Origin of the sequence: Chryseobacterium sp. KMC2 (genome assembly GCF_016756935.1) — a bacterium.
GTDB classification, from domain to species: Bacteria; Bacteroidota; Bacteroidia; order Flavobacteriales; family Weeksellaceae; genus Chryseobacterium; species Chryseobacterium rhizosphaerae.
On sequence record NZ_JAESIT010000009.1, the window covers coordinates 82,585 to 103,626 of the forward strand.

Sequence of the window (21,042 nt, forward strand, 5' to 3'; positions counted from 1 at the left end):
GAAACAGCCGGGTTTTTTGTATTTGGTAATCATTACTTATTGAATCATGATAAGGATGAGATCCGGAATATTACCGTCCTCCCGCGGTATTCATCGGAATTCCCACTGCCTGCAGTACCGGGCATAATACTTTTTCTATATAATCATCTTCCCTCCTGTTTGAAGCCTTAGAACCTGAAAAATAATTACTGATTCTGTAATTTTTCACAAACTGATTTCTTTTTTTTCCAATTGAGAAATAATAAGTACCCCATTCTTCATGAATAAAATAGGTCATTTCATCAAAGTTCATGATCTTTCTGGAGAAATACAGTTTTTTGTAAATGCATTTCTGAGATTTGTCAAAAATATAGGTTACCGGAATTCTGAAAATAAGATCAAACAGAAAGTAGATCATATAAACACCCCATAATCCCACAGCGATTTGAAAGGTATTCAAAGACATCTGGGTTCTGTAAAAATAAATAACGGGAAGTGCCATAATCCCAACTACAAGCCACCACACCAAAAAACGGATAAAGCTGTATTGGGGCATTATACGGATTTCATTTCCGTCTTCCCTGAACCTATACCGATCTACTACGTTCATCATTCAAAGTATTGCTGTTCATAATATCTTCCGTTTCATTGATCATTTTCTGTATTCCTTTATGGGAAACGGCTTGCCCTAAAACTAATTTTTTATCTTTTCCCTCTGCATGAAAATGGATGGTAAGAAGCACATTGGTGGTAATAAACCCCATATATTTCGTCGCCAGAACTTCAAAATTCGTGAAATCTTTTAGGTGATATGTTTTTGCGGGACTAAAAACGGTGTGCTTTCCTGTAATGGTCTGCCGGTCCATATCAATGATAAACTTCTTTGTAAAGAAATTGATCGCAATAAGTACAACAACGGCTATCATCACATAGGATAACCATTTTACATCTATTCTGTAAAACAATATGGCAGTGGCAATAAAAAAGATAGCCACTATAAAAACAAACACCGGCTGGTTTTTAAAAGTGTACTGGTTTCCTTCTTTTTTGTAATATTTTAGTGTATTCATAATTAATATTTTCTGTTCTTTATTTGATTTGGATTAATTTTCCCTGTCTATTTCCCGTCCAATCAGCTTTTCCAGCTTCCCAAACATATTTTCAATGCTTAACACCTCGAGATCAGGGTGATTTTTAAGCCATTGAGCATTTAAATCTACGATATCCTCCTCCAGACTGTAGAATGAATCGTTTTTAAGTTTGTCTCTTGTTTTATTGGGACCGAAATACTCGCTTTCTAAAAACTTCTGAAGTTCTCCTTCTTCTAAATTTTCTACCTTGAAACACTGCTCAAGAAATAAATCCAGATTTTTGTGAGCCCCTATTTTTTTAAGCCCATCTTTTATAATTCCGTTAAGTTCAGACGACCATCCCGAATTCCAGACAAACTGGGAAAAATTCCCATTTTTATATTGGGACAGATAGTAATCAATAAAGTAGCTGGTTATTGAATCTTCATGCATATGATCTTGTTCCATACCTTCTTCATTCAGCAGATTGATAACGGAAATATTAGAACTAATCACGTCATAAGGTTCGTTGCTATTGAAAGAGGTATCTGAAACAATTATTTTATTCAGTTTCATATTTTTATAATCTAAGGTGTTTTCTTACTCTATATTGGGGATCAGCTCCCCCATGTATTCATCCAGGTCAGGTATTCATTTTTATATTCATTATCGTTGAGCCTCGTAATGATATTTTTCAAATCTTCCGTTTCAAATTCATATTCTGAAACTGTAAAAATCAGAAATATATCTTCACCCGTAATCTGGCTAAAGAAATTCTCATTTTTAAGTTTTTCCAACACTTCAATACAGCTTGAATATAATTTGCTTTGAAATCCTTCAAACCATTTATCATCTTCATCATGCTTATCAAGTTCTGTTCTCAACTGAGTACAGATATCATTGAATTCTTCCTCTGCCCCATCCATCTCATATGTCCATTCAGCGGGTTCATATTTATAATACAACGCATCATCTTCATCTGCATTTTCAAGCATCGTAAAGGTATTTGTAGCAGGACATACGGTCATAGCTCCTTCATCACTGTATAATGCAAAACTATAAATCTTCTCCGCACCATGCTGGGCATACATTTCCAAAAAAGCTTTCTTCGCCGCTTTTTCTATCTGTTGTTTTAAAATTTCGAAATCCATACTTCTTTTTTAAAGAGCCGATAAAAGTACCCTTATCCTACTAAACCAGCATACTAATTTTCATAAAGCTATGTCTGTTTTCAGGATTATAGCTACTTTATTCATCATTTCAAACCCTGATGTTAATGGATCCGAATCTTTGGAGGAGTTTAAAATTAACAAGACTAATAAGATTTAATGCTTCAGAAAGACTATCTAAATGACGAATATATAACACAAAAATATTTCCAAAAACAACTTATCAGTAGCCTTGCATTATTGTGTACAATTGAAATTTTTTCAAAGTTTAAAACATTATATGAATACTTATTGCCTTATTATTTCAATACCTTTTATATTTTCTTTAAGCTTTGAAATTCATTTAAAAACACGTACTTCCTTCACCTTTTAAATATGCACATTTTCCTATTAAAATTGCAAAATAATTGCAAATCATATCCCTATCATGTGATGTATTTATATTTAGCTTTGAAAAATCAACGTTGATGGATATGTTCTGCATATTTAATTGTATGTGTACAGTACAAAGTTAATATGGGAATAATCTAACCCATGTCAGGGATTATATGACAGACAATACATTAACTTAAAAAATTCAAAAAAATGAAAAAGCTTAAAGGAATGAAGAAAAACTTTTCTTCACTGGAAAACAAAAGAATAAAAAGAAATGATTTAAAATTTATTAACGGTAGTCTTCAACAGTACACAATTGAATCTAATGTGGCACCGTCAGGATGTTATGAGTCAGACCATTATGCATATAACGGAGGACCATATCAAGGCAGAGTAATTGTTTGCTAATAAGAAATAAGGAGGGTGAGCTCCCCTCTTTATTAATTAATTAAGTTATGAAAAAACAAAGTGCAATTAGCTACAGTATTCTTTTTATTGTTTTGCTATCTCTTTCATCGTGCAGGAAAAATTATATTATCTATTATAATAAGGTCAACGAAATTGACAGCATCTATAGGTTTACCAATAATCCTAAGTTGGCTATTAAAGAATACCGAAAACTTTTCAAGGAATATACTCCCAAAAATCAAGATCGTATTGAAGAATATGCCACTTATATAGCTCTAGCAGACAAATACAATGAAGATTTCGGAGGAAAGAAAAGCTTATATCAACTAATAACTTTAGTAGCTCCATATAATCATGAATACAAGAAATACCTTCCACTTTTTAAGAAATATGGAATAAATAGTACGGAAGTACAACAAAAAATAACAGAATGGAAACAAGGACTGGATAAAAAATTGGTTGATTCTTTCAGAATTGCTTTGATTCGGGATCAACAGGGAAGACCTGATGATACTGCACTGGTCAGGAAAAACGTAGAAAAAAATGCAAAGCTTCTTATCTGGACATTTAAAAATAATGGATTCCCTACATCAAAAAAAATAGGATGGTTCCCTATGCCAACCTTTATAACCCATATGGTTGAATCTAAAAAACATTATCCTTATATAAGCGAAAAGTTACTGGAATTTGTTAAATCAGGAGACTGCTCACCCCGTGATTATGCGAGAATGGTGGATACGGATATGGGATCTCACAACAATACCACATTATATGGTTTTAATATGATTCTTGTGAAAGATAGTATACAGACAGACCGCAATCGGAAAACCCTGGGAATACCGAGCATGAAACACAGTGCTAAGATAAGACAGGATTATTTTAAAAAACTGAAAGAAAATGATACTCATTATATCGAATAACGGAGATACTACGACAACACAAGTCATCAAATATCTTTCAGCAATGAGAAAGCCATTTATTCGTGTGCACGAAGATGAGTTTTTTGAGATTAAAACAGATAAAAAAAGAATTTATATGGTAAGTGAAAGACATCAGTTTTTCCTGGATGAAATCACCAGTACATGGTACAGAAGAGGGAGATTAAAATTCAAGCGTCTATCTTACGATAATGATTCTATTAATATTCATATGGATGAAACTCAACATTGGCTGGAAGATTATGTAATAAAAACGTTAGAATCAAAAAAAACGATCAACAAACAAACTAATAGTCATGTGAATAAGCTGTTCGTATTAGAACAAGCTCAAAAAGCAGGATTAAACGTTCCAAAGTACTTTTTAGCAGAAAACACCGATGAAGTAGTTGTCAATACAACGATTACAAAAGCGATTACAGAAAATGTTATATTAGATTCTATCAATAAGTATTCAGATGCTATTATATACACTTCAATAATAGAGGAAAAAGAAAAAGAAAATTTTTTTATTACTTTTTTTCAAGAAAAAATTGAGAAAGATTTTGAAATCAGGAGCTTTTATTTAAGTGGTAAAACGTGGTCTACAGCTATTATTTCTCAAAGCGATGAACAGACCAAAACCGATTTTAGAAAATATAATTATAAAAAACCCAACAGAAAAGTACCCTATCAGCTACCTGAAAGTATTGAACAAAAAACACATCAGCTTATGGAGTTATTGGACTTGAACTGCGGGTCTATAGATTTTATAAAAAGTGGGAATACATTCTACTTTTTAGAGGTTAATCCTCTAGGCCAATTTTTGGGCTTATCAACTGCTTGTAACTATTCATTGGAAAAAGAAATAGCACAATATTTATGAAAAAGTTATTTAAAAAAGAAAAAAATAAATTACCTCTTACCTTCAAATATATTGAAGAGCTTAGAACTAAAAAAAATAACAAAAATAATAGTACCGGAAATTATGTACCATGTGAGAAGTTCCAAACAGATTATCTTTTGAGGGAAATGCCCATAAAGTCTCTTACCCGGTTATTATAGAATATTATAGAATATTATAGAATATTTTAAATTATTTTTAAATTCAATATTGCGAGCTGAAAAAAAGTGCTCAATTTCATTTGTATTCAACCCTAAACATTAATCTGTATAATCTATGGTAAAATATATTAAGAGCTATTCTTCATGTATCTTAATTATTATTTTTTTAATTCTTTCTGCATGCAAGAACAGAAATTTAAATTATATCACCTATTATAACAAGGTGAATGACATAGACAGCATTTACCGTTTCCAGAAGGATACTTTAACAGTTATCAGACAATATAAAAAGCTATTCAAAAAATATTCCCCAAAAAACCAGGACCGTATTCAGGAATATGAAACCTACATCAGGCTTGCCGATCAGCAACATAAAAACTTTGGTGGAAAAAAAAGCCTCTATAAACTAATCCCTTTGGTTGCTCCTAATTGGAAATATAAAAATAAAGATGCAAGCTTTATTCAACTCTATCAAAACTATGGCATAGACAGGCGGGAAATGGAAAAAGAAATTTCACAATGGGAGAAAGGCCTTAATAAAAAAATGATAGATTCATTCACCGTTGCATTTAAGCGTGATCAGGGTAGTCGTAAAGATTCAAACTATGAAGATTTGTTCAAAAATGACAAAAAAAATGCTGAAATGCTGAAGTGGATGTTTGAGAATGAGGGATTTCCCAGTCTACAGAAAATAGGTTTATGGAATGGTGATTTTTTAATACCTTCAGGTTCGTTGTTGCTTCATATAGCTAATTATGGCGAATATCACCAATATTTCAAAACCAAAATATTAGAATATGTAAAATCAGGTGAATGCCCTCCCCGGGATTATGCTGCTATGATAGACCGATATTATCTGTATGTCCTTAAAAAAGATACTCCTTATTACATATATGTAGGACAAAATCCTGTAAAAGATTCTGCAGCTATCAATCGTAACCGAAAAAGCATAGGATTGCCAAGTATGAAACACGGAAATGCTATTATTAAAGATTATAATAAAACGGAAAAATGATTCTGATTATTTCTCAAAATAAAGAGATTACCACAACCGAGGTCATAAAGTGGTGGTTCAGGATGGATAAAAGCTTCATAGTATTCACGAAGAAGCAGAAGTGCTTTGAATTAAAACAAAAGAAAAATACCTTCTCTTTCTTATCTATAAATATGTGAAAGTTGTAAAAAATAAAAAGAGAGAAAAGTCATATACTACGATGTAAAACTGAAATCCAATAAATTCCTCATACGACTAACATGAAATACTTCAATCTATTCAGCACTATTTTTATCACAAAAGGGGCAAGAAGAATCCTGGTGTCGGATTTACAAAGAAACACGTCAGAACTGTATCCGCTGGAGCTGTATGAGCTTATACAAGAACTTAAAGCCCATCCTATTGACCATATCCTCAGAAATTATGATCAGGAGTCCAGAGAGATTGTACATGAATATGTAGATCTACTGCTTGAAAAAGAATATGGCTTCATCACTGAAAACGACTGGGATCATAATTTTTCTCCATTATCTTATGAATACAACGAGTACAGTACAGTTTCTAATATTTTTATAGAGCTCGGGAATGTAGATATTCTGCATCAAGTAAAACATTCGATCGAAAATCTGGGAATCAGACATCTTGTTATTTTCTCTACAAGTCAATTTTCTTTTGATGAGCTTCTGAAGATTGACCAGTTGTTTACAAACACCTCTTTAGAGAATATTGAGATTTTCTCATCACATCATCACCAGCTCGATCATCATTATCTTGAAGAACTGAGTGAAAAGGTTTCCAGAATTCACAACCTTGTATTCTACAATTCCGCCTCTTCATCTTTTAAAGTAAACAATAGGCTTAGATTTACCGTCAATTTCATACAACAGGATGTAAAGATATCTTCCTGCGGAAAAGTAGATCTAAAATATTTCAATACCAATCTTCCAAAAGTTCTTGAAGCTATCAATCATAATTCATGTTTACACAAAAAAATCGGAATTGATATCAACGGTAATATTAAAAACTGTCCTTTAATGCCGGAAATCTATGGTAATATTAACCACAACAGCCTTGAAGAAGTTTTAAAGCAGCCAGGATTTAAAAAATACTGGAATCTCACCAAAGATCATATAGAAACCTGCAAAGATTGTGAGTTCAGGAATATCTGTACAGACTGTAGAGCGTATACAGAGCTGACTCATATAAACAAAGATGGACTGGATATATCAAAACCTTTGAAGTGTGGGTATAACCCTTATTCCGGAGAATGGGAAGAATGGACCCAAAACCCATTAAAATCAAAGGCCATTCAACAGTATAGAGCGCTGTAAAAAACCTCTTCCACTCTCACCCAATACAAAGTATCTGTTATCTGAAAAATTTCCATTTCGGGATAATAGCCAGCATTCCAAATCCTGTAAAAAGGAAAAGATTGGTAACATCGGTATATAAGAAAGTAGACAGGTAATAATTGTGCATAAAGAAATGCAGCACCAGCAGTGCCGGGAACATAAAGATCCCCACTTTTCTGTAGAAGAACATCAATACCAATCCGATCATCATAAACAGATCAATGGAAAAGATAACGTAAAAGTACCATCTTGGAATTTCAAGGTATTCATGCTGTAAGTATTCATCCACATCAATTCCAAGTCCCATAATCGTAAATAACATCAGGGCAGCAAATGCCAGTACAAATCCCCATCCCTTCTTCGGATCTTCATCAAAATAGCTGTATTCTTCCATAGTACAAAAATAAAGAACTTATGAGAGATTTCATAAGTTCTTTTATAATAATTCGTTTAAAATTTGAATTAGATTGAGATCGCGTTGATCAGTCTGTTTTTGTCACTCAAGTACTCTTCCATAGAGATCATACTTTCTGTTCTCATTACATCCTGAATATCATCTATCTGGTAGATAATTCTTTTTGCATCTTCGGTGTTCTTAGCTCTTACTTTACAGAAAATATTATATTTTCCTGAAATAACGCTAGCTTCAATTACGTTAGGAATTATTGACAATTCTTTCAGTACTTCCTGAGTACGGTTTGATTTTGTCAAAAGTATCCCGATGAAAGCAGTGAAATGATAATCTAGTTTACCATAATCAATATTAAGAGATGATCCCAAAATAATACCTGCATCTTCCATCTTTTTCACTCTTACGTGAATTGTTCCAGCAGAAACATCCATCTGCTTTGCAATTTCTGTAAAAGGCATTCTTGTGTTTTCTACTAAGAAATCAAGAATCTTCTTGTCTATTTCGTCCAGTTGATAGTTCATATTAGTTAAATTACAATTTCTTTAAAAAATCTATGTATTTTTTGCAAATTTATAAAAAATAATTTAACTAAAAAAATTATATCAAACATTAACAATAATTAACACGGATGATAAAAATCATTAAAATATTCAGATTATTTCCCTGCTGATTTTATAGAATCTGTTTTTATTTCACTTTTAGCCTCAGAAGGTTTTTTATCTTTTTTCTTCTTTTTAAACAAAGAATTAAAGCTTTTACTCCATACAACTCCCATTCCATAGGCTTGATTAGCAGAACCGTTGGTACTTACCATACCAATGTTGGTAGGTTTTGAATACCCTCTCAGGACCAGCGTACCGTCATTCTTTTTAGAAAGATCGTACTCTATAGATCCCTCTCCGGAGAGATAATTCGTCTGTGTTCCCTCAGTTTTTGTTAACGGAATACCCAATCCTGTTTTCACATTTACCCTTGGTGAAAGAGCTACACTTACTCCTGCATTGGCTCTATCTCCGATATTGGCATTCTGATCCCCTTTTACATAATTCAGGTCAATCTGGAATTCGTTACTCATGGTATTCAGAACAGATCCCAGCTGTTTAAGAAGCATATTATATCCGGATGATTCCGCTACGTTTCCAACATTAACTTCCACACCACCGGTATTGGATACATTAAAGGTACTCAATAGCAATACTGAACCAAACTGAAGAACCTTCTCCCCTTCCTGGCTCATTTTCGCGGCTAATGTTTCCCTTACCTGGCTGGAAACATCCATGGCCGTCACATCAAGATCTACTTTAGGATCTATCAGAGACCTGCTGATGTTAGCCTGTAATAAAATACTGATAGGCTGAAGTTTTCCAAGACTGAGATACTCTCCGGCATTGGAAACCATCCTCATGTAATTGGCTGTAATATCAAGGGTAGGCTTCATAGCATCACCATCCCATCTGATACTGCTGTTCTTTTCGATCTGGAACGTTTTATTAAGAATAGCTTTCGAAACAAAAGTTCCGTTATCTACTTTATATGTCCCGTTCATCGCTATATTCCCCTGTCTGTTCATCTGGAACTTCAGTGGGTCAGCCGCTCCTTTTACGGTAATATTTCCTACATCATCACCAATAAGTACATTCACGGTGGTTCCTTTATCTATAGCCAGGTTAAAATCAATATTCATATTAGCCCCGGTCTTTTTCTTTTCTTCCAAAGTAATCAGTCCGTCTTTTCCTTCTTTCAGGAACCTCAGCATTTTAAACTCTTCCACATTGGATGTAGAGCCGGAATTAAAGGTAAAGGTACTTCCGTTAAGAGCCTTCATATTAGGGGTTGTAATACTCAATCCAGAAACAGGTCCGTCCACATAGAGATCTCCCTGACCATATACTCTTCCCCAGAATAAGTCAGAATCCTTCTGAGTACTGTTCAGTACCAATAGATTGTCTGCTCTCATTACCAGGTTGACCCCCATTGAAGAAAGAGTTTCAAACTGAATCGCTCCGGAAATATTTCCTTTAGAATTCGATCTGCCATCATGTACCTCTATATTGTTAAGGATCGCAAGTCCCCGGGTCAACTGAATGACAGTATCATCAAATGAATAGTCTACTCCCGTGAACAATAATTTCAATCCAAAATCTTTTAAGGCAATATCCCCACTATAATCAAGATTATTGAGCTTACCGTTAATTTTAAGATCTCCCGTTGCCTTTCCTCTTAAATTTCCAAAAACCGTATGGACAAACTGTTGGGTAAATGAAAGATCAAAATCCCGCATTTCCGCTGTCAGGTCAATAATCGGCGAAGCAGTATTATTATTAACGGTACCCGTCAGATTCAGACTATTGTTTCCAAGTACACCTGCTGAATTTACTTTTACATCAATATCATAAACATTCAGTGAGAAACCGTTGGTGGCAGAAATGGAGATATCCCCCATATCATTACCATTCATTTTAATATCATCAATATTAAGATCTACCAAAGGCTGGAGTGTGCTCTTATCCATTTTGATCTTTACACTTCCATTAGCAAGACCTTTTATATCCATACCATTCCCTCCGGACTGCATATCCAGAAGTTTCTCTATGGCAAAATCATTAATGTCAGCATCTACATAGAAATCTTTAGCCGATTTAAACTGGGCTTCCTTAATAAACAAGGCACTTTTATCAGAATATACCCTCAGGTTTCTGATATCAAAGTCGCCGGTTTTCTTTCTATAGGTAATGGAATGATTAAGCTCAGGACTGGTATCTATTGCCCAGGTAACTTCATTGAATTTAACTTCAGTAGGCTCAAACCTGAAAACATAGTCTCCGGCAGCATCTGTAGACTGATCAACGTTGATAGCATATTCCTTGAGTTTATCTTCAATCTCATCTTCCGGACTGCCATGCTTAAATACTGTTGATAAATGCAGGGTATTGCTGTTTTCATTATTACCTTTAAGTTCAAAGTCTTTAATGACATTCTTATTATATATGACTCTGTTTATTTTGGCATACAATTGCTGATTAAGGTCTGCCGTATTAATTCGAACTTTAACACTATCCACTACAGCACTGTCTTTGCTGATATTTTTACGGTCATTAATCTTATAATCCGGATTTGAGGCCGCTAAAGCCTTATCTGCATCTGTAATTTCATCTTCTTTTGTCATAATGTATTTCAAAGAAGAAGCATCCAGATTTAAAATTAAATTATTGGAATTGCCATCATATTCTCCTTCTACTTTAGCCCCATGAGGAAGTTTCAGATCCGGCAGAAAATAATTAACCAATCCCTGCTGTATATCAAAGTTCAAGGCAAAATTCTGCCCACGGTACAACTTTCTTGGCGGTGGACCTACCAATATTTTTCCTACTCCGTTTTCTACCATTCCGGCAAGATCTGCAAGACTGTATCTTCCAGAGATTTTTCCTGTGGCTGCTCCCGGAGCATCTACATCAATGACACGCCCTCCTCCATCAACAAATGTTTTTATTTTGGCATTGGGGATTGTATATTTTTGAGTTGCAGTAGCAAATTGAAGGTCATTAGCGTTTACATCTAAGGTAAGGTCATTAATGGAAGACATAGACATTTTACCATCTACCTTCCCGCTTACAATCTGGCTTCCCGGTTTGTTGGTAAAATAATTCATATTCAGATAACCTACATCTGCATTGACATCCATCGCAACTTTAGACGTGCTGAAATCGATAAGTCCCTTGATTGTTGCCTTCGCCTGATCATCATTTACCGTAATAAGTCCGTTGTATTTTTTATGATCCAATAAACCGTCAAGATACAGGTTACTGATCACCTTATCCATAATTTCAATACTGGCAATCTGAGATTTAGTAGTCAGACGCATGGTATTAACATCGAAGCTTTGTCCGTTAAGATCAAATTTACCCGAAATCAGCCCCACTGTTTTATTCTTAGTAATAACAGAAGTATTAAGATCTTTTACCTCAAGATACCCTGAATATTTCGGCATCGTACTGCTATACGCTGTAAGTGATAATTTGGATATTTTAGCCTGCCCAATTCCTGTCAGTAAATTCCCGTTTTCCACATAAACCTGTTCCGGGGTTACTTTTGCTGTTCCATTGTACTTCAGTTTTCCAAAATCATCAGCAAAATTTTTCATTTTTTTAGAAATAAATGAAGGCATCATTGCTTTTAAATCCTTATAGGTAAAATCAGCAGAAAGGTTTTTGGTTTCAATAGCAAAATTTCCTTTCAGCAGATTATCAACTTTCATAGTTTGGGTTGCAATATTGACATCAGGATTTCTGATCAGAAAGTTTTCAAGATGAAACTTATTCAAAGGGCCTGTCATTTTTCCGGCAATATTGAATGGCTTACTGTTATCCCAGTTGGTTACAAAATAGCTGATGTCATATCCACTTACCTGACTTCCCTGCTGAATATTCATATCCCATCGAACTCTATCAGCAAAATCAGACCATGAACCATCATGAAGGTTAAATTTGATATCCCCCTGAAGTAAGGTATGATCGGTATTTAATGTTAAATCTTTTAATGATAAAAACTGGTGGGTTAAAGAAAGTTCCGTTGAAAAAGTATCTACAATATGTGATTTCCCCCATCTTGAGGTCACAAATGACATATTGTTGATCAATGCAGATACATTAGGACCATTAACTTTAAGATTCGGTGCTTTTAAATTAAATTTTGTAGCAGTAAGCCACTTCCCCTGTTCTCCCGGAGAATTCTGATTCACAATGGAAACTTTAGAATCAATAATCTGTATCCTTGAATTCAGCTCAAAAGGTTTCTTTTTAGGATCTCTTTTCTTACCATCATCAAAAAGTTCTGTAAACCGTACAAAATTGGAAATACTGTCTCCTTTATAGGTAATTACTTTTACATCGGCATTCACGAGGGTCAGAGAATTAAAGCTTAAAGAATTGCTTTTCCCTGAAATGGCATTTACCGCAAGAGATATCCAGTCTGAATCGGCTCGAAATTCACGTGCCGTAATAAAATTCAGGCCCTTATAATCCTTTACTTTTAATCCTTTGATAGTTACATTTCCGAAATAATTGACATCTACACTTTCTGTAGAAAAACCGGATTTAAAGTCATTGTTAACAAGCTTCAATGCCTGATTGGCCGCCCATTGTTTGGTGACCGGAAGATTGATCGTTATCAGGATTCCACCCACAACAACAATTCCCAGCCAGAAAAGAATCAAAAGAAGCTTTGCCCACCAGGAATAGCTGGTGACGTCTTTCATTGCCTGCTTACCGAATTCTTCAGCTGTTTCTACAGGATGATGAATAGCGTCTGAAGCAAGTTCAGAGGCTTCTTTTACTGTTTCCCTAACCTTTTCCTCAACATTATCAACAGTTTTCTGTACCTGATCCCCTAGGTTTTCAGCTACAGATTTTTTATTCTCATTCTCGTTATTATTCTCTAACTTTGCCATTATTATGAGCGACTCTATAATTTTAGGTATTGAATCGTCTTGCGACGACACCTCAGCAGCTATCATCAAGGGGAATTCTATTCTTTCAAACATTGCCGCAAGCCAGGCCATCCATAAAGAATATGGTGGTGTAGTTCCTGAATTAGCTTCACGAGCTCATCAGCAAAATATTATCCCCGTTGTTGAAAAATCTTTTACTAAAGCAAATATACAACAAAATGCAATCTCAGCTATAGGATTTACACGCGGTCCCGGACTTTTAGGATCACTTCTTGTAGGAACATCATTTGCTAAATCTTTGGCAATGAGCCTCAATGTCCCTTTAATAGAAGTAAATCACCTCCAAGCTCACATTTTAGCCCATTTTATTGAGGATGCAAATCCTATGCCGCCAGCCTTTCCTTTTCTATGTCTTACCGTAAGTGGGGGTCATACCATGATTGTACTGGTAAAAGATTATTTTGAAATGGAAATCATTGGAAAAACAATTGATGATGCTGCAGGAGAAGCATTTGATAAAATAGGAAAGATTTTTGATCTGGATTATCCTGCCGGTCCTATTATTGACCGACTTGCCAAAGAAGGAAATCCTCATGCTTTTACATTTAATAAACCCAAACTAGAAGAATACAATTATTCTTTCAGTGGTATTAAAACATCAGTATTATATTTTATCCAGAAAGAAGTCCGAAAAAACCCGGATTTCATTAAAGAAAATCTTAACGACCTTTGTGCTTCGGTACAAAGATCTATCATTGAGATCCTAATGAATAAGCTTGAGAAAGCTGCTAAAGACCTCAACATCAAAGAAGTTGCTATTGCAGGCGGTGTTTCTGCCAATTCTGCATTACGAAAAGCAATGGAAGACAATAAGGATAGATTGGGATGGAATATTTACATTCCAAAATTTGAATATACAACAGACAATGCAGCCATGATTGCTATGGTAGCAAAATTGAAGTTTGACAAAGGTGAATTTACAGACCTGAGAACTTCAGCAACAGCAAAATATGATTTATGAAAATACTCTTAGAAGAAAAAGTACTCGGAACCCATTCTAAAAAGAACTCAAAATATTATTGGGTATTAGAAACTATTACGGGGAAAAATGATGATCCGGGAAATTCTTTAGATTACCTTCCATCGAGTTCTGAAAAAGGATATATTCAGGATGTAAAAGAGGAAATCATAGAAAAAATAAATGCAGAGAATCTTTTCAGTTTTCCTTACACTCCGAAAGAAGGGGATTATTTATCTATTAAAAATAATTTAAGAAAACAGGAATACCTGAATTTAATTTTCATCAATAACAGTTGGAAAGAAGAAATTTTCATCTGTACTTACCGTGACTGTGATACAGACATTTACACTACAATAAAAACAGGAGTTGCATTCTTAACGCAGGATATATGAAACTATTTTACGGAGAAATAGAAGGTCAGAAGGTCATCATCAACGACGAGGAACAACAGCATATTGTAAAAGTTCTCCGCATGAGAGCGGGTGAAGATATTCATGTGACTGATGGAAAAGGGCGTTTAGCTTCTGGGAAACTTATCATAGAAGGTAAAAGAGCAGGTATTGAGGTATTGGAAATCAAAGAAAACCTGTCTGATTTCGACCCCAAGCTTCATATTGCTATTGCTCCCACAAAAAATATTGACAGGATAGAATTTTTCGTAGAAAAAGCTGTAGAAATGGGGATTTCAGAGATCAGCATCATCATTACAGAAAAAACGGAACGTAAAAATATCAATATTGATAAAATCAGAAAACAGAGTATTGCCGCGTCAAAACAAAGTCTAAGATTTCATTTTCCTGTGATCAATGATTCTATCAAGCTATCTGATTTTCTGAAAAACATTGATCCTCAAAATACTTTTGTAGCACACTGCCACGAAAACCTGGAAAGAGTTGACCTTAACAAGATTCCGTCATCTGAAAATTATACTTTCCTGATAGGCCCTGAAGGTGATTTTTCCGAAAGAGAAATCGGATATTTATCCGAAAACAATATAAAAGCTGTATCTCTGGGTAACCAAAGACTGAGAACAGAGACTGCAGGTGTATTTGTTGCCGCCTGGAATTATAATAAAATGATTTAAGTGTTGAGTACTTTAGCTTCACCCCTTTTGAAAAGAGGGGGTAAGATGTGATACGGGAAGAAAATGACAAGAAGTAAATAGTTTGTATTCTCAAAATCTGCCAGTACAAACTTTGCTGTGTAGGTATGGAATATATAAAGAAACAGCATAAAAAAGGTCAGCAACTTCCTGTTAAAGGCTCCTAAAAAGCAAAGGAACTGAAGGCCAATTCCCACCACCGTCAATACTACCCAAAAGTTTTCATAGGCATATATTTCTTTCATCCAATCAGGGATTGCCATATCGGCTGCCCAATAATTATCATAAGTATTCAGCTTTGCTGCATTTTTATCCAGCCATGTAAGTTTGGGGGTATGCTTAATGATATTCTTAGCCGTCCCTAAAAACTTACCCATCCCGGCAAGCGTATAGGTCATCAAAACACCCAGATAGAAATATTGTACCAGTTTATAGTCTTTATCTTCAAGATTTTTGGGCAGTAAAAAAATACTGAGAAAATAAACCAGGATGATTACATGATTGTCATGATGAACTCCAAAGTTAGCGGACAATGGAAGGTTTATAACGGCCATTAATAAAAAGATCATGATATTAAACACATAAGAGGGTTTAAAAACAGAAGCTATTATAAATGCCCCACAGGCAACAATAAGCCCGGTAGCTATATATATCCCGGGAAACTCAGGAAATATCATTTTTTCGAACCCAAAAACAGGATCATAAATTTCTTTTGGCCTATTTTCCAATTCAATAAACTTCAGAAATTGAACCGCCAGCCAATATAGACTGAATACTCTTAATACGTAATAAACCGTTTTATAATTAAATACGGTAAGCTGAGGGTAGTTCATTAAAGTCTCGTAATAATTTTTTTATCAATTTTCATCTTTTTTTCACCTATCTCACGGGGGCTGTATGTTTCTTTATACAAAAGATACTCCTGAAATTCAGGTCTTGTATCTTTGGCAAAAATCAAAAGCTTCTTCATATTTCCCTTTTTATCTTCATTGTGGTCAATCTTCCCGCCATAGGTGTTGACAATAAATTCCTCATCATTGGCTTCATAGCTTTTAACAGGAGTATTTAAAATCCTTATGGTATCACCATGATTGATTCCATAGAGTTTATATCTTTCTCCGGAAGCTTCTCCCCCACTTGGTACAGTAAACAGTTTCCAGCTTGCAAAAGGATATATTTCATTATAACCTTTTTCTTTAATAGCAAGACTGGTCAAAGACATAATAAGTGAAAAAAAGAATAAGTATTGGGTATATTTTTTCATCAGGCTATTGCATATTATGATCTTTACGGTACTTTGCCAGAATTTCTTTCCCGCTTTTTATAGAGTTCACAGCCCATCGAAGTTTCATTTCCAGACGTTTTTGATCATTCAGTTTATAATCAATTCCCGATCTCATCAGTTTCTGTTTCAGCTCATACATACAGATTCCTGCTGCTACGGAAACATTGAAACTTTTGGTAAGGCCATACATAGGAATAGCCAGTGTTTCATCTGCAAAATCTATTACTTCCTGAGAAACACCTTTCAATTCTGTTCCAAAAACAAGTGCTATAGGTTCCGTAATTTCATAATCAGGAAGCATAACTGCATTTTTTTCCAGGGATACTGCCAGTATTTTATACCCTCTGTCTTTGATATTTTGTAAGGAAGCTATATTCTTTGGGACTTTTTCAACCTCTACCCAGGTTTCGGCGCCTTTGGTTACCGTAAGGTTAGGATTAAAAACATTCTCCTCCTCCATCGCAATCACTTTGTGAAAAGCACAGGCTTCTACGGACCTTATAATAGCTGCCGCATTTCTGAACTGATACACGTCATCCATCACAGGAAGTATAAAATCTGAACTTTCCTGGGAGAAATGTTCAATTTTGGACAGTCTTTCGTCTGTTAAAAATTGTTTTAAATACTCAAAAGTTTCTGCTAAATCTTTCATCCATTTTCAAATCTTTGCAAATTAACGTAATTTTGGGCTATGAACCTTAACCTGCCTCAAATTCTTAATTAAAAATAGTACATGAAGCGAAAAGTCCTGCTCATCTATACCGGGGGAACCATCGGTATGGAAAAAGATTATGAAACCGGTAGCCTCCGCGCCTTTGACTTTGGAAATATATTTGAAAAGATGCCTGAAATGAAGCTCATGGAATGTGAGGTTTTTGTTCATCCTTTCGCCAAACCGCTGGACTCTTCAGATATGGGACCCGAGGAATGGAAAATTATTGCCAATTACATCCTTAAAAACTATAATGACTTTGACGGTTTCCTGATCCTGCACGGAACAGATACCATGTCTTATACGGCATCTGCATTAAGCTTTATGCTAAAAGGATTAAGAAAACCGGTGATCATGACGGGATCTCAGCTCCCTATTGGTGATCTGAGAACAGATGCTAAGGAAAATCTTTTGACCAGTCTCTATTACGCCAGCCTATATGAAAATGATGAAGCTGTTATCCAGGAAGTGGCGGTCTATTTTGAATACAAATTGTTAAGAGGAAACAGAACACTGAAATATTCAGCAGAATATTTTGATGCCTATGCAAGTCCAAACTATCCTATTTTAGGACAATCTGGAGTACATTTAAATATTATTAAAGACAACCTTTTCCGATGTGATCCGGCAGTAGAATTTCATGTTGATGAACATATTTCAGAAGATATTTTATTCTGGAGAATTTTCCCGGGAATGCACTTGAGCCATTTCAGAGAAATCCCCAAAATGAAAGTGCTTATTCTGCAGGTTTTTGGTTCCGGAACTATTTTCAGCAGTGAAAAAACCCAGGAAGCCCTTCAGGAAATCAGAAATAATGGAACAGAAATCGTAGTGGTAAGCCAGTGTATTTCAGGGGGTATCTCCTTTGGAAAGTATGAGAACAGTAATATTTTCTCAAGAATAGGTGCTATCAGCGGCAGGGACATGACAGCTGAAACAGCCATTACCAAGGCAATGCACTTAATTGATAACCCTAATTACCCTGGAAGCTTTGCCGATCACTTCACAAGGAGTCTTTGTGGAGAAATTACAGATTAAATTGCAATAATAATTTGGATATTCAAGAAAATACTCTATTTTTGCAATCTCAAAAAGAAAGGTGTCCGAGTGGTTGAAGGAGCTACCCTGGAAAGGTAGTATACGGGTAACTGTATCGAGGGTTCGAATCCCTTCCTTTCTGCAAGTTAAAATAAGCCCATGCTAAAACAGCATGGGCTTATTTTTTGTGGGATATATCAAACCCCGAAATACTTTCCATATATAAAAACAACGGTTGATATATTCTTAAAGCATAGGTATTTATACTCAAAATTACAATTGGTTATTTGTACTCTACACCATCTGCTCTCTTCTTTGTTACTTTGAAATAGAAATAACCAACCAAACTTAAATTACCATGACAACAACCAGTGTAAACGCAAATTCATCCGGCCAGGTTCAACTTGGGGGCGGTGCCCAGTTCTGGGTTTATCTTTCCCCTCAAAACGACACCTCTGTAATGATCACTACATGGCGAGTAACATTCTCACAGGGAAATTGGAGCGATTCTATCTCCAGTGACAATCCTACCAAACAAATCCAAACCCCTAACCTTTCAGGGATCTTTGATATTAAAGTAGAACTATTAAGTGGTTCAACAGGCACCTGGCGACAAATTCCTCCTCAGGCAGGAAGCTACAATGAAATAGGATGCAATTCTAACTGTGCTTCCATGGTGGGTATTGTTGCTGACAGCACTCATCCACTTATTGGTGCTATCAATGCGCATTTCTGGACAACCTGGGATGCTATGTGCAAAACAGGAAATTAATAAACTATTTTATATTCCCCAATTGCCACAGTATTTTTTGTAATCATCAAGATGTAGGTTTATATCATACATTTTGTACCTGCAAAAAGAATACTGGGGCAATTTATATTTTATTATCGTTCAAAAAAATATTACAAACAAAACAACTGATATACAGCGTATTATTTCATTATCCATCACAATTAAGGAGATAAACGCGAAGGTTGTTCACAAACAATCAACATGTTTTCCACAAGTTTTCCACAAAAAACATTTTTCAATTCATTCGCTACTTACCTATATCCCTTTTTCGCTACTTTAGCAACTGAAAATATTCTAAAAAACGGCCATTATATTAATCATGAAAAATCAGATCAAGATTTTGAGGGAAGCAAAAAATATGACCCAAAATGAGCTTGCTGAACAATCGGGTCTTTCTCTGCGAACGGTTCAAAGAGTAGAAGCCGGAGGTATGCTAAAAGGTTTCACATTGAAAGCTATTGCTCAGGCATTGGATACCCATCCCGAACATCTTATTGATCAGGCCAAAGAACAGGAGAATATCAACAGGGCAAAAATAATTAACCTCTCTATCTTATCAGGTATGATCATTCCGTTTGGCGGTGTCATCTTTCCTCTTATCCTAACCTACCAAACAAAGGATTCAAACAATAAAGAACTGGGGAAAAGTATGGTATGTATCCAAATTATACTGGCAACAGCTTTTTCAGCTTCGCTGATCATCAGCCCATTTATACAAAAGTTTTTCTCATGGAAGTTTCCACTTTTCATCATTCTCATCATGCTGTTTCTTTCTGTGAAAATATTGATCATCATCAGTAATGGCATCAGTTTAAACAAAAAACATGATATTCATATCAAACTGAAAACCAATTTTTTATAATAAAAGTCGTACAAGTGTCGTACAAGTGTCGGCCTGTTTTTGTGTAGAAACAGATTTGTATTTCCGAATCTTGCACAAAAAACAGCATGAGAACTATCAAAAAAACGGCAGTGTCTATTTTAGGGATGATCACCCTATTACTATTGGGTGGTTATATTTATTTTGATCAAAAATTCACTCCGGAAAAGAACTACCTGAACATCGAAAACGAAAGCGGGAATATTCCGATCGTATGGCCAGGCAACCACAAATCTGCTTTGCTTTTACCCATACATTTTCCTGAAGACTCCATAACTTATTATCTGCAGTTTGATACCGGGGCTGCCTATACAGAATTTTACAGCCATTCAATAAAGAACCTGAAGGGAATTACAGTTCATAATAAATTAGCTACCTCTTTGTTCTATATTGGAAAATCAAAGATCTCTTCTGATCAAATTAAAATTTCAGATACGGGAAGAAAAACAGACCCCAGAGATTCTATTAAAATAATCGGGACACTGGGAGCAGATATTCTTGAAAACAGGAAAACAATGATTAATTTTAAAAAGAACTTTATTGTTTTCAATATAGCCCATGAACCAGCTGAATTTAAAAAGAACCTCATCGATTTTAAATTCAAAAAGAGGAAAATTATTATCCGAGGAACTTTAAAAGGGAAAGAGGAAAAATTCCTGTTCGATTCGGGAACAAGTGCTTATGAACTGTTGACTAACAAAGAAAACTGGCAGGATTTAAAATTACCTCATTCCAAAGTGATCATAGAAAAAGCACAGTCCAGACCTCATATTTTAACCACTTACACTACTGAAAGCAACCATAGTATCCGTTTGGGAAACAAAGACATTCCTTTACATGAAATCACTTATGTGGAAGGATTTTCCCAGACCCAATATATGCTGATGAAGTTTTCCGGCATGACAGGAATGCTGGGTAATAAAATCTTTTTAAAAAATATAATCTACATTGATTGCACCAAAGAGAGACTGGGAATTGAATAAAAAGATGTTTTTTTAATCCATCCTTTTTACATTCTTTCTTTAAA

Annotated in this window: 22 protein-coding genes and 1 tRNA gene; 13 read left to right on the forward strand and 10 right to left on the reverse strand. The window is 35.0% G+C overall.

The window, feature by feature from the left end:
* Nucleotides 1-70 precede the first annotated feature (70 nt).
* Genes JML65_RS12295 through JML65_RS12310 form a run of 4 tightly spaced genes read right to left on the reverse strand, consistent with a single transcriptional unit; the run spans nucleotide 71 to nucleotide 2,200 of the window.
* A complete protein-coding gene (locus JML65_RS12295; protein ID WP_237390872.1) occupies nucleotides 71-592 on the reverse strand; it encodes a hypothetical protein in 522 nt (173 codons plus the stop codon).
* Nucleotides 567-1,049, reverse strand: a complete 483-nt coding sequence (locus JML65_RS12300; protein WP_202271025.1) for a hypothetical protein — start codon at nucleotides 1,047-1,049, stop codon at nucleotides 567-569. Before JML65_RS12300 ends, JML65_RS12295 begins: the two co-directional genes overlap by 26 nt.
* A gap of 33 nt (nucleotides 1,050-1,082) precedes the next feature.
* Nucleotides 1,083-1,625 carry a hypothetical protein gene (locus JML65_RS12305; RefSeq protein ID WP_047489114.1) on the reverse strand — a complete coding sequence of 181 codons (543 nt, stop codon included), beginning with the start codon at nucleotides 1,623-1,625 and terminating at the stop codon, nucleotides 1,083-1,085.
* A 41-nt stretch (nucleotides 1,626-1,666) separates the two neighbouring features.
* Nucleotides 1,667-2,200: a DUF4303 domain-containing protein gene (locus tag JML65_RS12310; protein WP_202271026.1), complete on the reverse strand. Its 534-nt coding sequence runs from the start codon at nucleotides 2,198-2,200 to the stop codon at nucleotides 1,667-1,669.
* Nucleotides 2,201-2,803: 603 nt separating this feature from the next.
* On the opposite strand from JML65_RS12310, the gene JML65_RS12315 reads away from it, so the two are divergent.
* The 5 genes from JML65_RS12315 to gwsS all read left to right on the forward strand — a co-directional run bounded on the left by JML65_RS12315 (nucleotide 2,804) and on the right by gwsS (nucleotide 7,305).
* Complete coding sequence (locus JML65_RS12315; protein ID WP_202271027.1) at nucleotides 2,804-3,001, forward strand: TIGR04139 family peptide modification target; 198 nt, start codon at nucleotides 2,804-2,806, stop codon at nucleotides 2,999-3,001.
* A gap of 47 nt (nucleotides 3,002-3,048) precedes the next feature.
* Complete coding sequence (locus tag JML65_RS12320; protein WP_202271028.1) at nucleotides 3,049-3,921, forward strand: hypothetical protein; 873 nt, start codon at nucleotides 3,049-3,051, stop codon at nucleotides 3,919-3,921.
* Complete coding sequence (gwsG, locus tag JML65_RS12325) at nucleotides 3,899-4,801, forward strand: grasp-with-spasm system ATP-grasp peptide maturase (protein WP_202271029.1); 903 nt, start codon at nucleotides 3,899-3,901, stop codon at nucleotides 4,799-4,801. The genes JML65_RS12320 and gwsG overlap by 23 nt, the downstream gene beginning before the upstream one ends.
* A 294-nt stretch (nucleotides 4,802-5,095) precedes the next feature.
* A complete protein-coding gene (locus tag JML65_RS12330) occupies nucleotides 5,096-5,995 on the forward strand; it encodes a hypothetical protein (protein WP_202271030.1) in 900 nt (299 codons plus the stop codon).
* Between the two features lie 239 nt (nucleotides 5,996-6,234).
* A complete protein-coding gene (gene gwsS / locus JML65_RS12335) occupies nucleotides 6,235-7,305 on the forward strand; it encodes a grasp-with-spasm system SPASM domain peptide maturase (protein ID WP_202271031.1) in 1,071 nt (356 codons plus the stop codon).
* 37 nt (nucleotides 7,306-7,342) lie between these two features.
* Here the strand turns inward: gwsS and JML65_RS12340 are convergent, their stop codons facing one another.
* From JML65_RS12340 to JML65_RS12350, 3 genes are all read right to left on the reverse strand, one after another.
* Nucleotides 7,343-7,720: a hypothetical protein gene (locus JML65_RS12340; protein ID WP_047489138.1), complete on the reverse strand. Its 378-nt coding sequence runs from the start codon at nucleotides 7,718-7,720 to the stop codon at nucleotides 7,343-7,345.
* 68 nt (nucleotides 7,721-7,788) lie between these two features.
* Nucleotides 7,789-8,259, reverse strand: a complete 471-nt coding sequence (locus JML65_RS12345; protein ID WP_202271032.1) for an Lrp/AsnC family transcriptional regulator — start codon at nucleotides 8,257-8,259, stop codon at nucleotides 7,789-7,791.
* Nucleotides 8,260-8,393: 134 nt separating this feature from the next.
* Nucleotides 8,394-13,184 carry a translocation/assembly module TamB gene (locus tag JML65_RS12350; protein WP_202271033.1) on the reverse strand — a complete coding sequence of 1,597 codons (4,791 nt, stop codon included), beginning with the start codon at nucleotides 13,182-13,184 and terminating at the stop codon, nucleotides 8,394-8,396.
* 4 nt (nucleotides 13,185-13,188) lie between these two features.
* Here JML65_RS12350 and tsaD point away from each other — a divergent pair, with 4 nt between their 5' ends.
* From tsaD to JML65_RS12365, 3 genes are read left to right on the forward strand one after another with little or no spacing between them, the layout of a single operon-like run.
* Nucleotides 13,189-14,205 carry a tRNA (adenosine(37)-N6)-threonylcarbamoyltransferase complex transferase subunit TsaD gene (gene tsaD / locus JML65_RS12355; RefSeq protein ID WP_047489148.1) on the forward strand — a complete coding sequence of 339 codons (1,017 nt, stop codon included), beginning with the start codon at nucleotides 13,189-13,191 and terminating at the stop codon, nucleotides 14,203-14,205.
* Entirely contained in the window at nucleotides 14,202-14,597 is a 396-nt protein-coding gene (locus JML65_RS12360) for a hypothetical protein (RefSeq protein ID WP_202271034.1), read from the forward strand. The genes tsaD and JML65_RS12360 overlap by 4 nt, the downstream gene beginning before the upstream one ends.
* Nucleotides 14,594-15,289 carry an RsmE family RNA methyltransferase gene (locus tag JML65_RS12365; protein WP_202271035.1) on the forward strand — a complete coding sequence of 232 codons (696 nt, stop codon included), beginning with the start codon at nucleotides 14,594-14,596 and terminating at the stop codon, nucleotides 15,287-15,289. Before JML65_RS12360 ends, JML65_RS12365 begins: the two co-directional genes overlap by 4 nt.
* Here the strand turns inward: JML65_RS12365 and JML65_RS12370 are convergent.
* From JML65_RS12370 to JML65_RS12380, 3 genes are read right to left on the reverse strand one after another with little or no spacing between them, the layout of a single operon-like run.
* Nucleotides 15,286-16,140: a hypothetical protein gene (locus JML65_RS12370; protein ID WP_202271036.1), complete on the reverse strand. Its 855-nt coding sequence runs from the start codon at nucleotides 16,138-16,140 to the stop codon at nucleotides 15,286-15,288. The genes JML65_RS12365 and JML65_RS12370 overlap by 4 nt on opposite strands.
* A complete protein-coding gene (locus tag JML65_RS12375; RefSeq protein WP_123863359.1) occupies nucleotides 16,140-16,571 on the reverse strand; it encodes a hypothetical protein in 432 nt (143 codons plus the stop codon). The genes JML65_RS12370 and JML65_RS12375 overlap by 1 nt, the downstream gene beginning before the upstream one ends.
* Before the next feature lie 4 nt (nucleotides 16,572-16,575).
* Nucleotides 16,576-17,244, reverse strand: coding sequence for a TrmH family RNA methyltransferase (locus JML65_RS12380; RefSeq protein ID WP_202271037.1), 669 nt, complete (start codon nucleotides 17,242-17,244; stop codon nucleotides 16,576-16,578).
* Between the two features lie 81 nt (nucleotides 17,245-17,325).
* On the opposite strand from JML65_RS12380, the gene JML65_RS12385 reads away from it, so the two are divergent.
* The 5 genes from JML65_RS12385 (at nucleotide 17,326) to JML65_RS12405 (ending at nucleotide 20,998) form a co-directional block, all read left to right on the forward strand.
* A complete protein-coding gene (locus tag JML65_RS12385) occupies nucleotides 17,326-18,342 on the forward strand; it encodes an asparaginase (protein ID WP_202271038.1) in 1,017 nt (338 codons plus the stop codon).
* 55 nt (nucleotides 18,343-18,397) lie between these two features.
* A tRNA-Ser gene (locus JML65_RS12390) sits at nucleotides 18,398-18,484 on the forward strand.
* A gap of 216 nt (nucleotides 18,485-18,700) precedes the next feature.
* On the forward strand, nucleotides 18,701-19,114 hold the full coding sequence (locus JML65_RS12395; RefSeq protein WP_047489169.1) for a hypothetical protein: 414 nt from the start codon (nucleotides 18,701-18,703) through the stop codon (nucleotides 19,112-19,114).
* Nucleotides 19,115-19,454: 340 nt separating this feature from the next.
* Nucleotides 19,455-19,997, forward strand: a complete 543-nt coding sequence (locus tag JML65_RS12400; RefSeq protein ID WP_202271039.1) for a helix-turn-helix domain-containing protein — start codon at nucleotides 19,455-19,457, stop codon at nucleotides 19,995-19,997.
* An 86-nt stretch (nucleotides 19,998-20,083) separates the two neighbouring features.
* Nucleotides 20,084-20,998: a hypothetical protein gene (locus tag JML65_RS12405; protein WP_202271040.1), complete on the forward strand. Its 915-nt coding sequence runs from the start codon at nucleotides 20,084-20,086 to the stop codon at nucleotides 20,996-20,998.
* Nucleotides 20,999-21,042: the final 44 nt, after the last annotated feature.

Coding starts and splice junctions, on each gene's coding strand:
- JML65_RS12330 (WP_202271030.1), top strand. CDS start 5,096: ATGGTAAAATATATTAAGAGCTATTCTTCATGTATCTTAATTATTATT.
- JML65_RS12375 (WP_123863359.1), bottom strand. CDS start 16,571: ATGAAAAAATATACCCAATACTTATTCTTTTTTTCACTTATTATGTCT.
- JML65_RS12400 (WP_202271039.1), top strand. CDS start 19,455: ATGAAAAATCAGATCAAGATTTTGAGGGAAGCAAAAAATATGACCCAA.
- JML65_RS12305 (WP_047489114.1), bottom strand. CDS start 1,625: ATGAAACTGAATAAAATAATTGTTTCAGATACCTCTTTCAATAGCAAC.
- JML65_RS12395 (WP_047489169.1), top strand. CDS start 18,701: ATGACAACAACCAGTGTAAACGCAAATTCATCCGGCCAGGTTCAACTT.
- gwsS (WP_202271031.1), top strand. CDS start 6,235: ATGAAATACTTCAATCTATTCAGCACTATTTTTATCACAAAAGGGGCA.
- JML65_RS12405 (WP_202271040.1), top strand. CDS start 20,084: ATGAGAACTATCAAAAAAACGGCAGTGTCTATTTTAGGGATGATCACC.
- JML65_RS12300 (WP_202271025.1), bottom strand. CDS start 1,049: ATGAATACACTAAAATATTACAAAAAAGAAGGAAACCAGTACACTTTT.
- tsaD (WP_047489148.1), top strand. CDS start 13,189: ATGAGCGACTCTATAATTTTAGGTATTGAATCGTCTTGCGACGACACC.
- JML65_RS12380 (WP_202271037.1), bottom strand. CDS start 17,244: ATGAAAGATTTAGCAGAAACTTTTGAGTATTTAAAACAATTTTTAACA.
- JML65_RS12385 (WP_202271038.1), top strand. CDS start 17,326: ATGAAGCGAAAAGTCCTGCTCATCTATACCGGGGGAACCATCGGTATG.
- gwsG (WP_202271029.1), top strand. CDS start 3,899: ATGATACTCATTATATCGAATAACGGAGATACTACGACAACACAAGTC.
- JML65_RS12315 (WP_202271027.1), top strand. CDS start 2,804: ATGAAAAAGCTTAAAGGAATGAAGAAAAACTTTTCTTCACTGGAAAAC.
- JML65_RS12370 (WP_202271036.1), bottom strand. CDS start 16,140: ATGAACTACCCTCAGCTTACCGTATTTAATTATAAAACGGTTTATTAC.
- JML65_RS12360 (WP_202271034.1), top strand. CDS start 14,202: ATGAAAATACTCTTAGAAGAAAAAGTACTCGGAACCCATTCTAAAAAG.
- JML65_RS12340 (WP_047489138.1), bottom strand. CDS start 7,720: ATGGAAGAATACAGCTATTTTGATGAAGATCCGAAGAAGGGATGGGGA.
- JML65_RS12350 (WP_202271033.1), bottom strand. CDS start 13,184: ATGGCAAAGTTAGAGAATAATAACGAGAATGAGAATAAAAAATCTGTA.
- JML65_RS12345 (WP_202271032.1), bottom strand. CDS start 8,259: ATGAACTATCAACTGGACGAAATAGACAAGAAGATTCTTGATTTCTTA.
- JML65_RS12310 (WP_202271026.1), bottom strand. CDS start 2,200: ATGGATTTCGAAATTTTAAAACAACAGATAGAAAAAGCGGCGAAGAAA.
- JML65_RS12320 (WP_202271028.1), top strand. CDS start 3,049: ATGAAAAAACAAAGTGCAATTAGCTACAGTATTCTTTTTATTGTTTTG.
- JML65_RS12365 (WP_202271035.1), top strand. CDS start 14,594: ATGAAACTATTTTACGGAGAAATAGAAGGTCAGAAGGTCATCATCAAC.
- JML65_RS12295 (WP_237390872.1), bottom strand. CDS start 592: ATGATGAACGTAGTAGATCGGTATAGGTTCAGGGAAGACGGAAATGAA.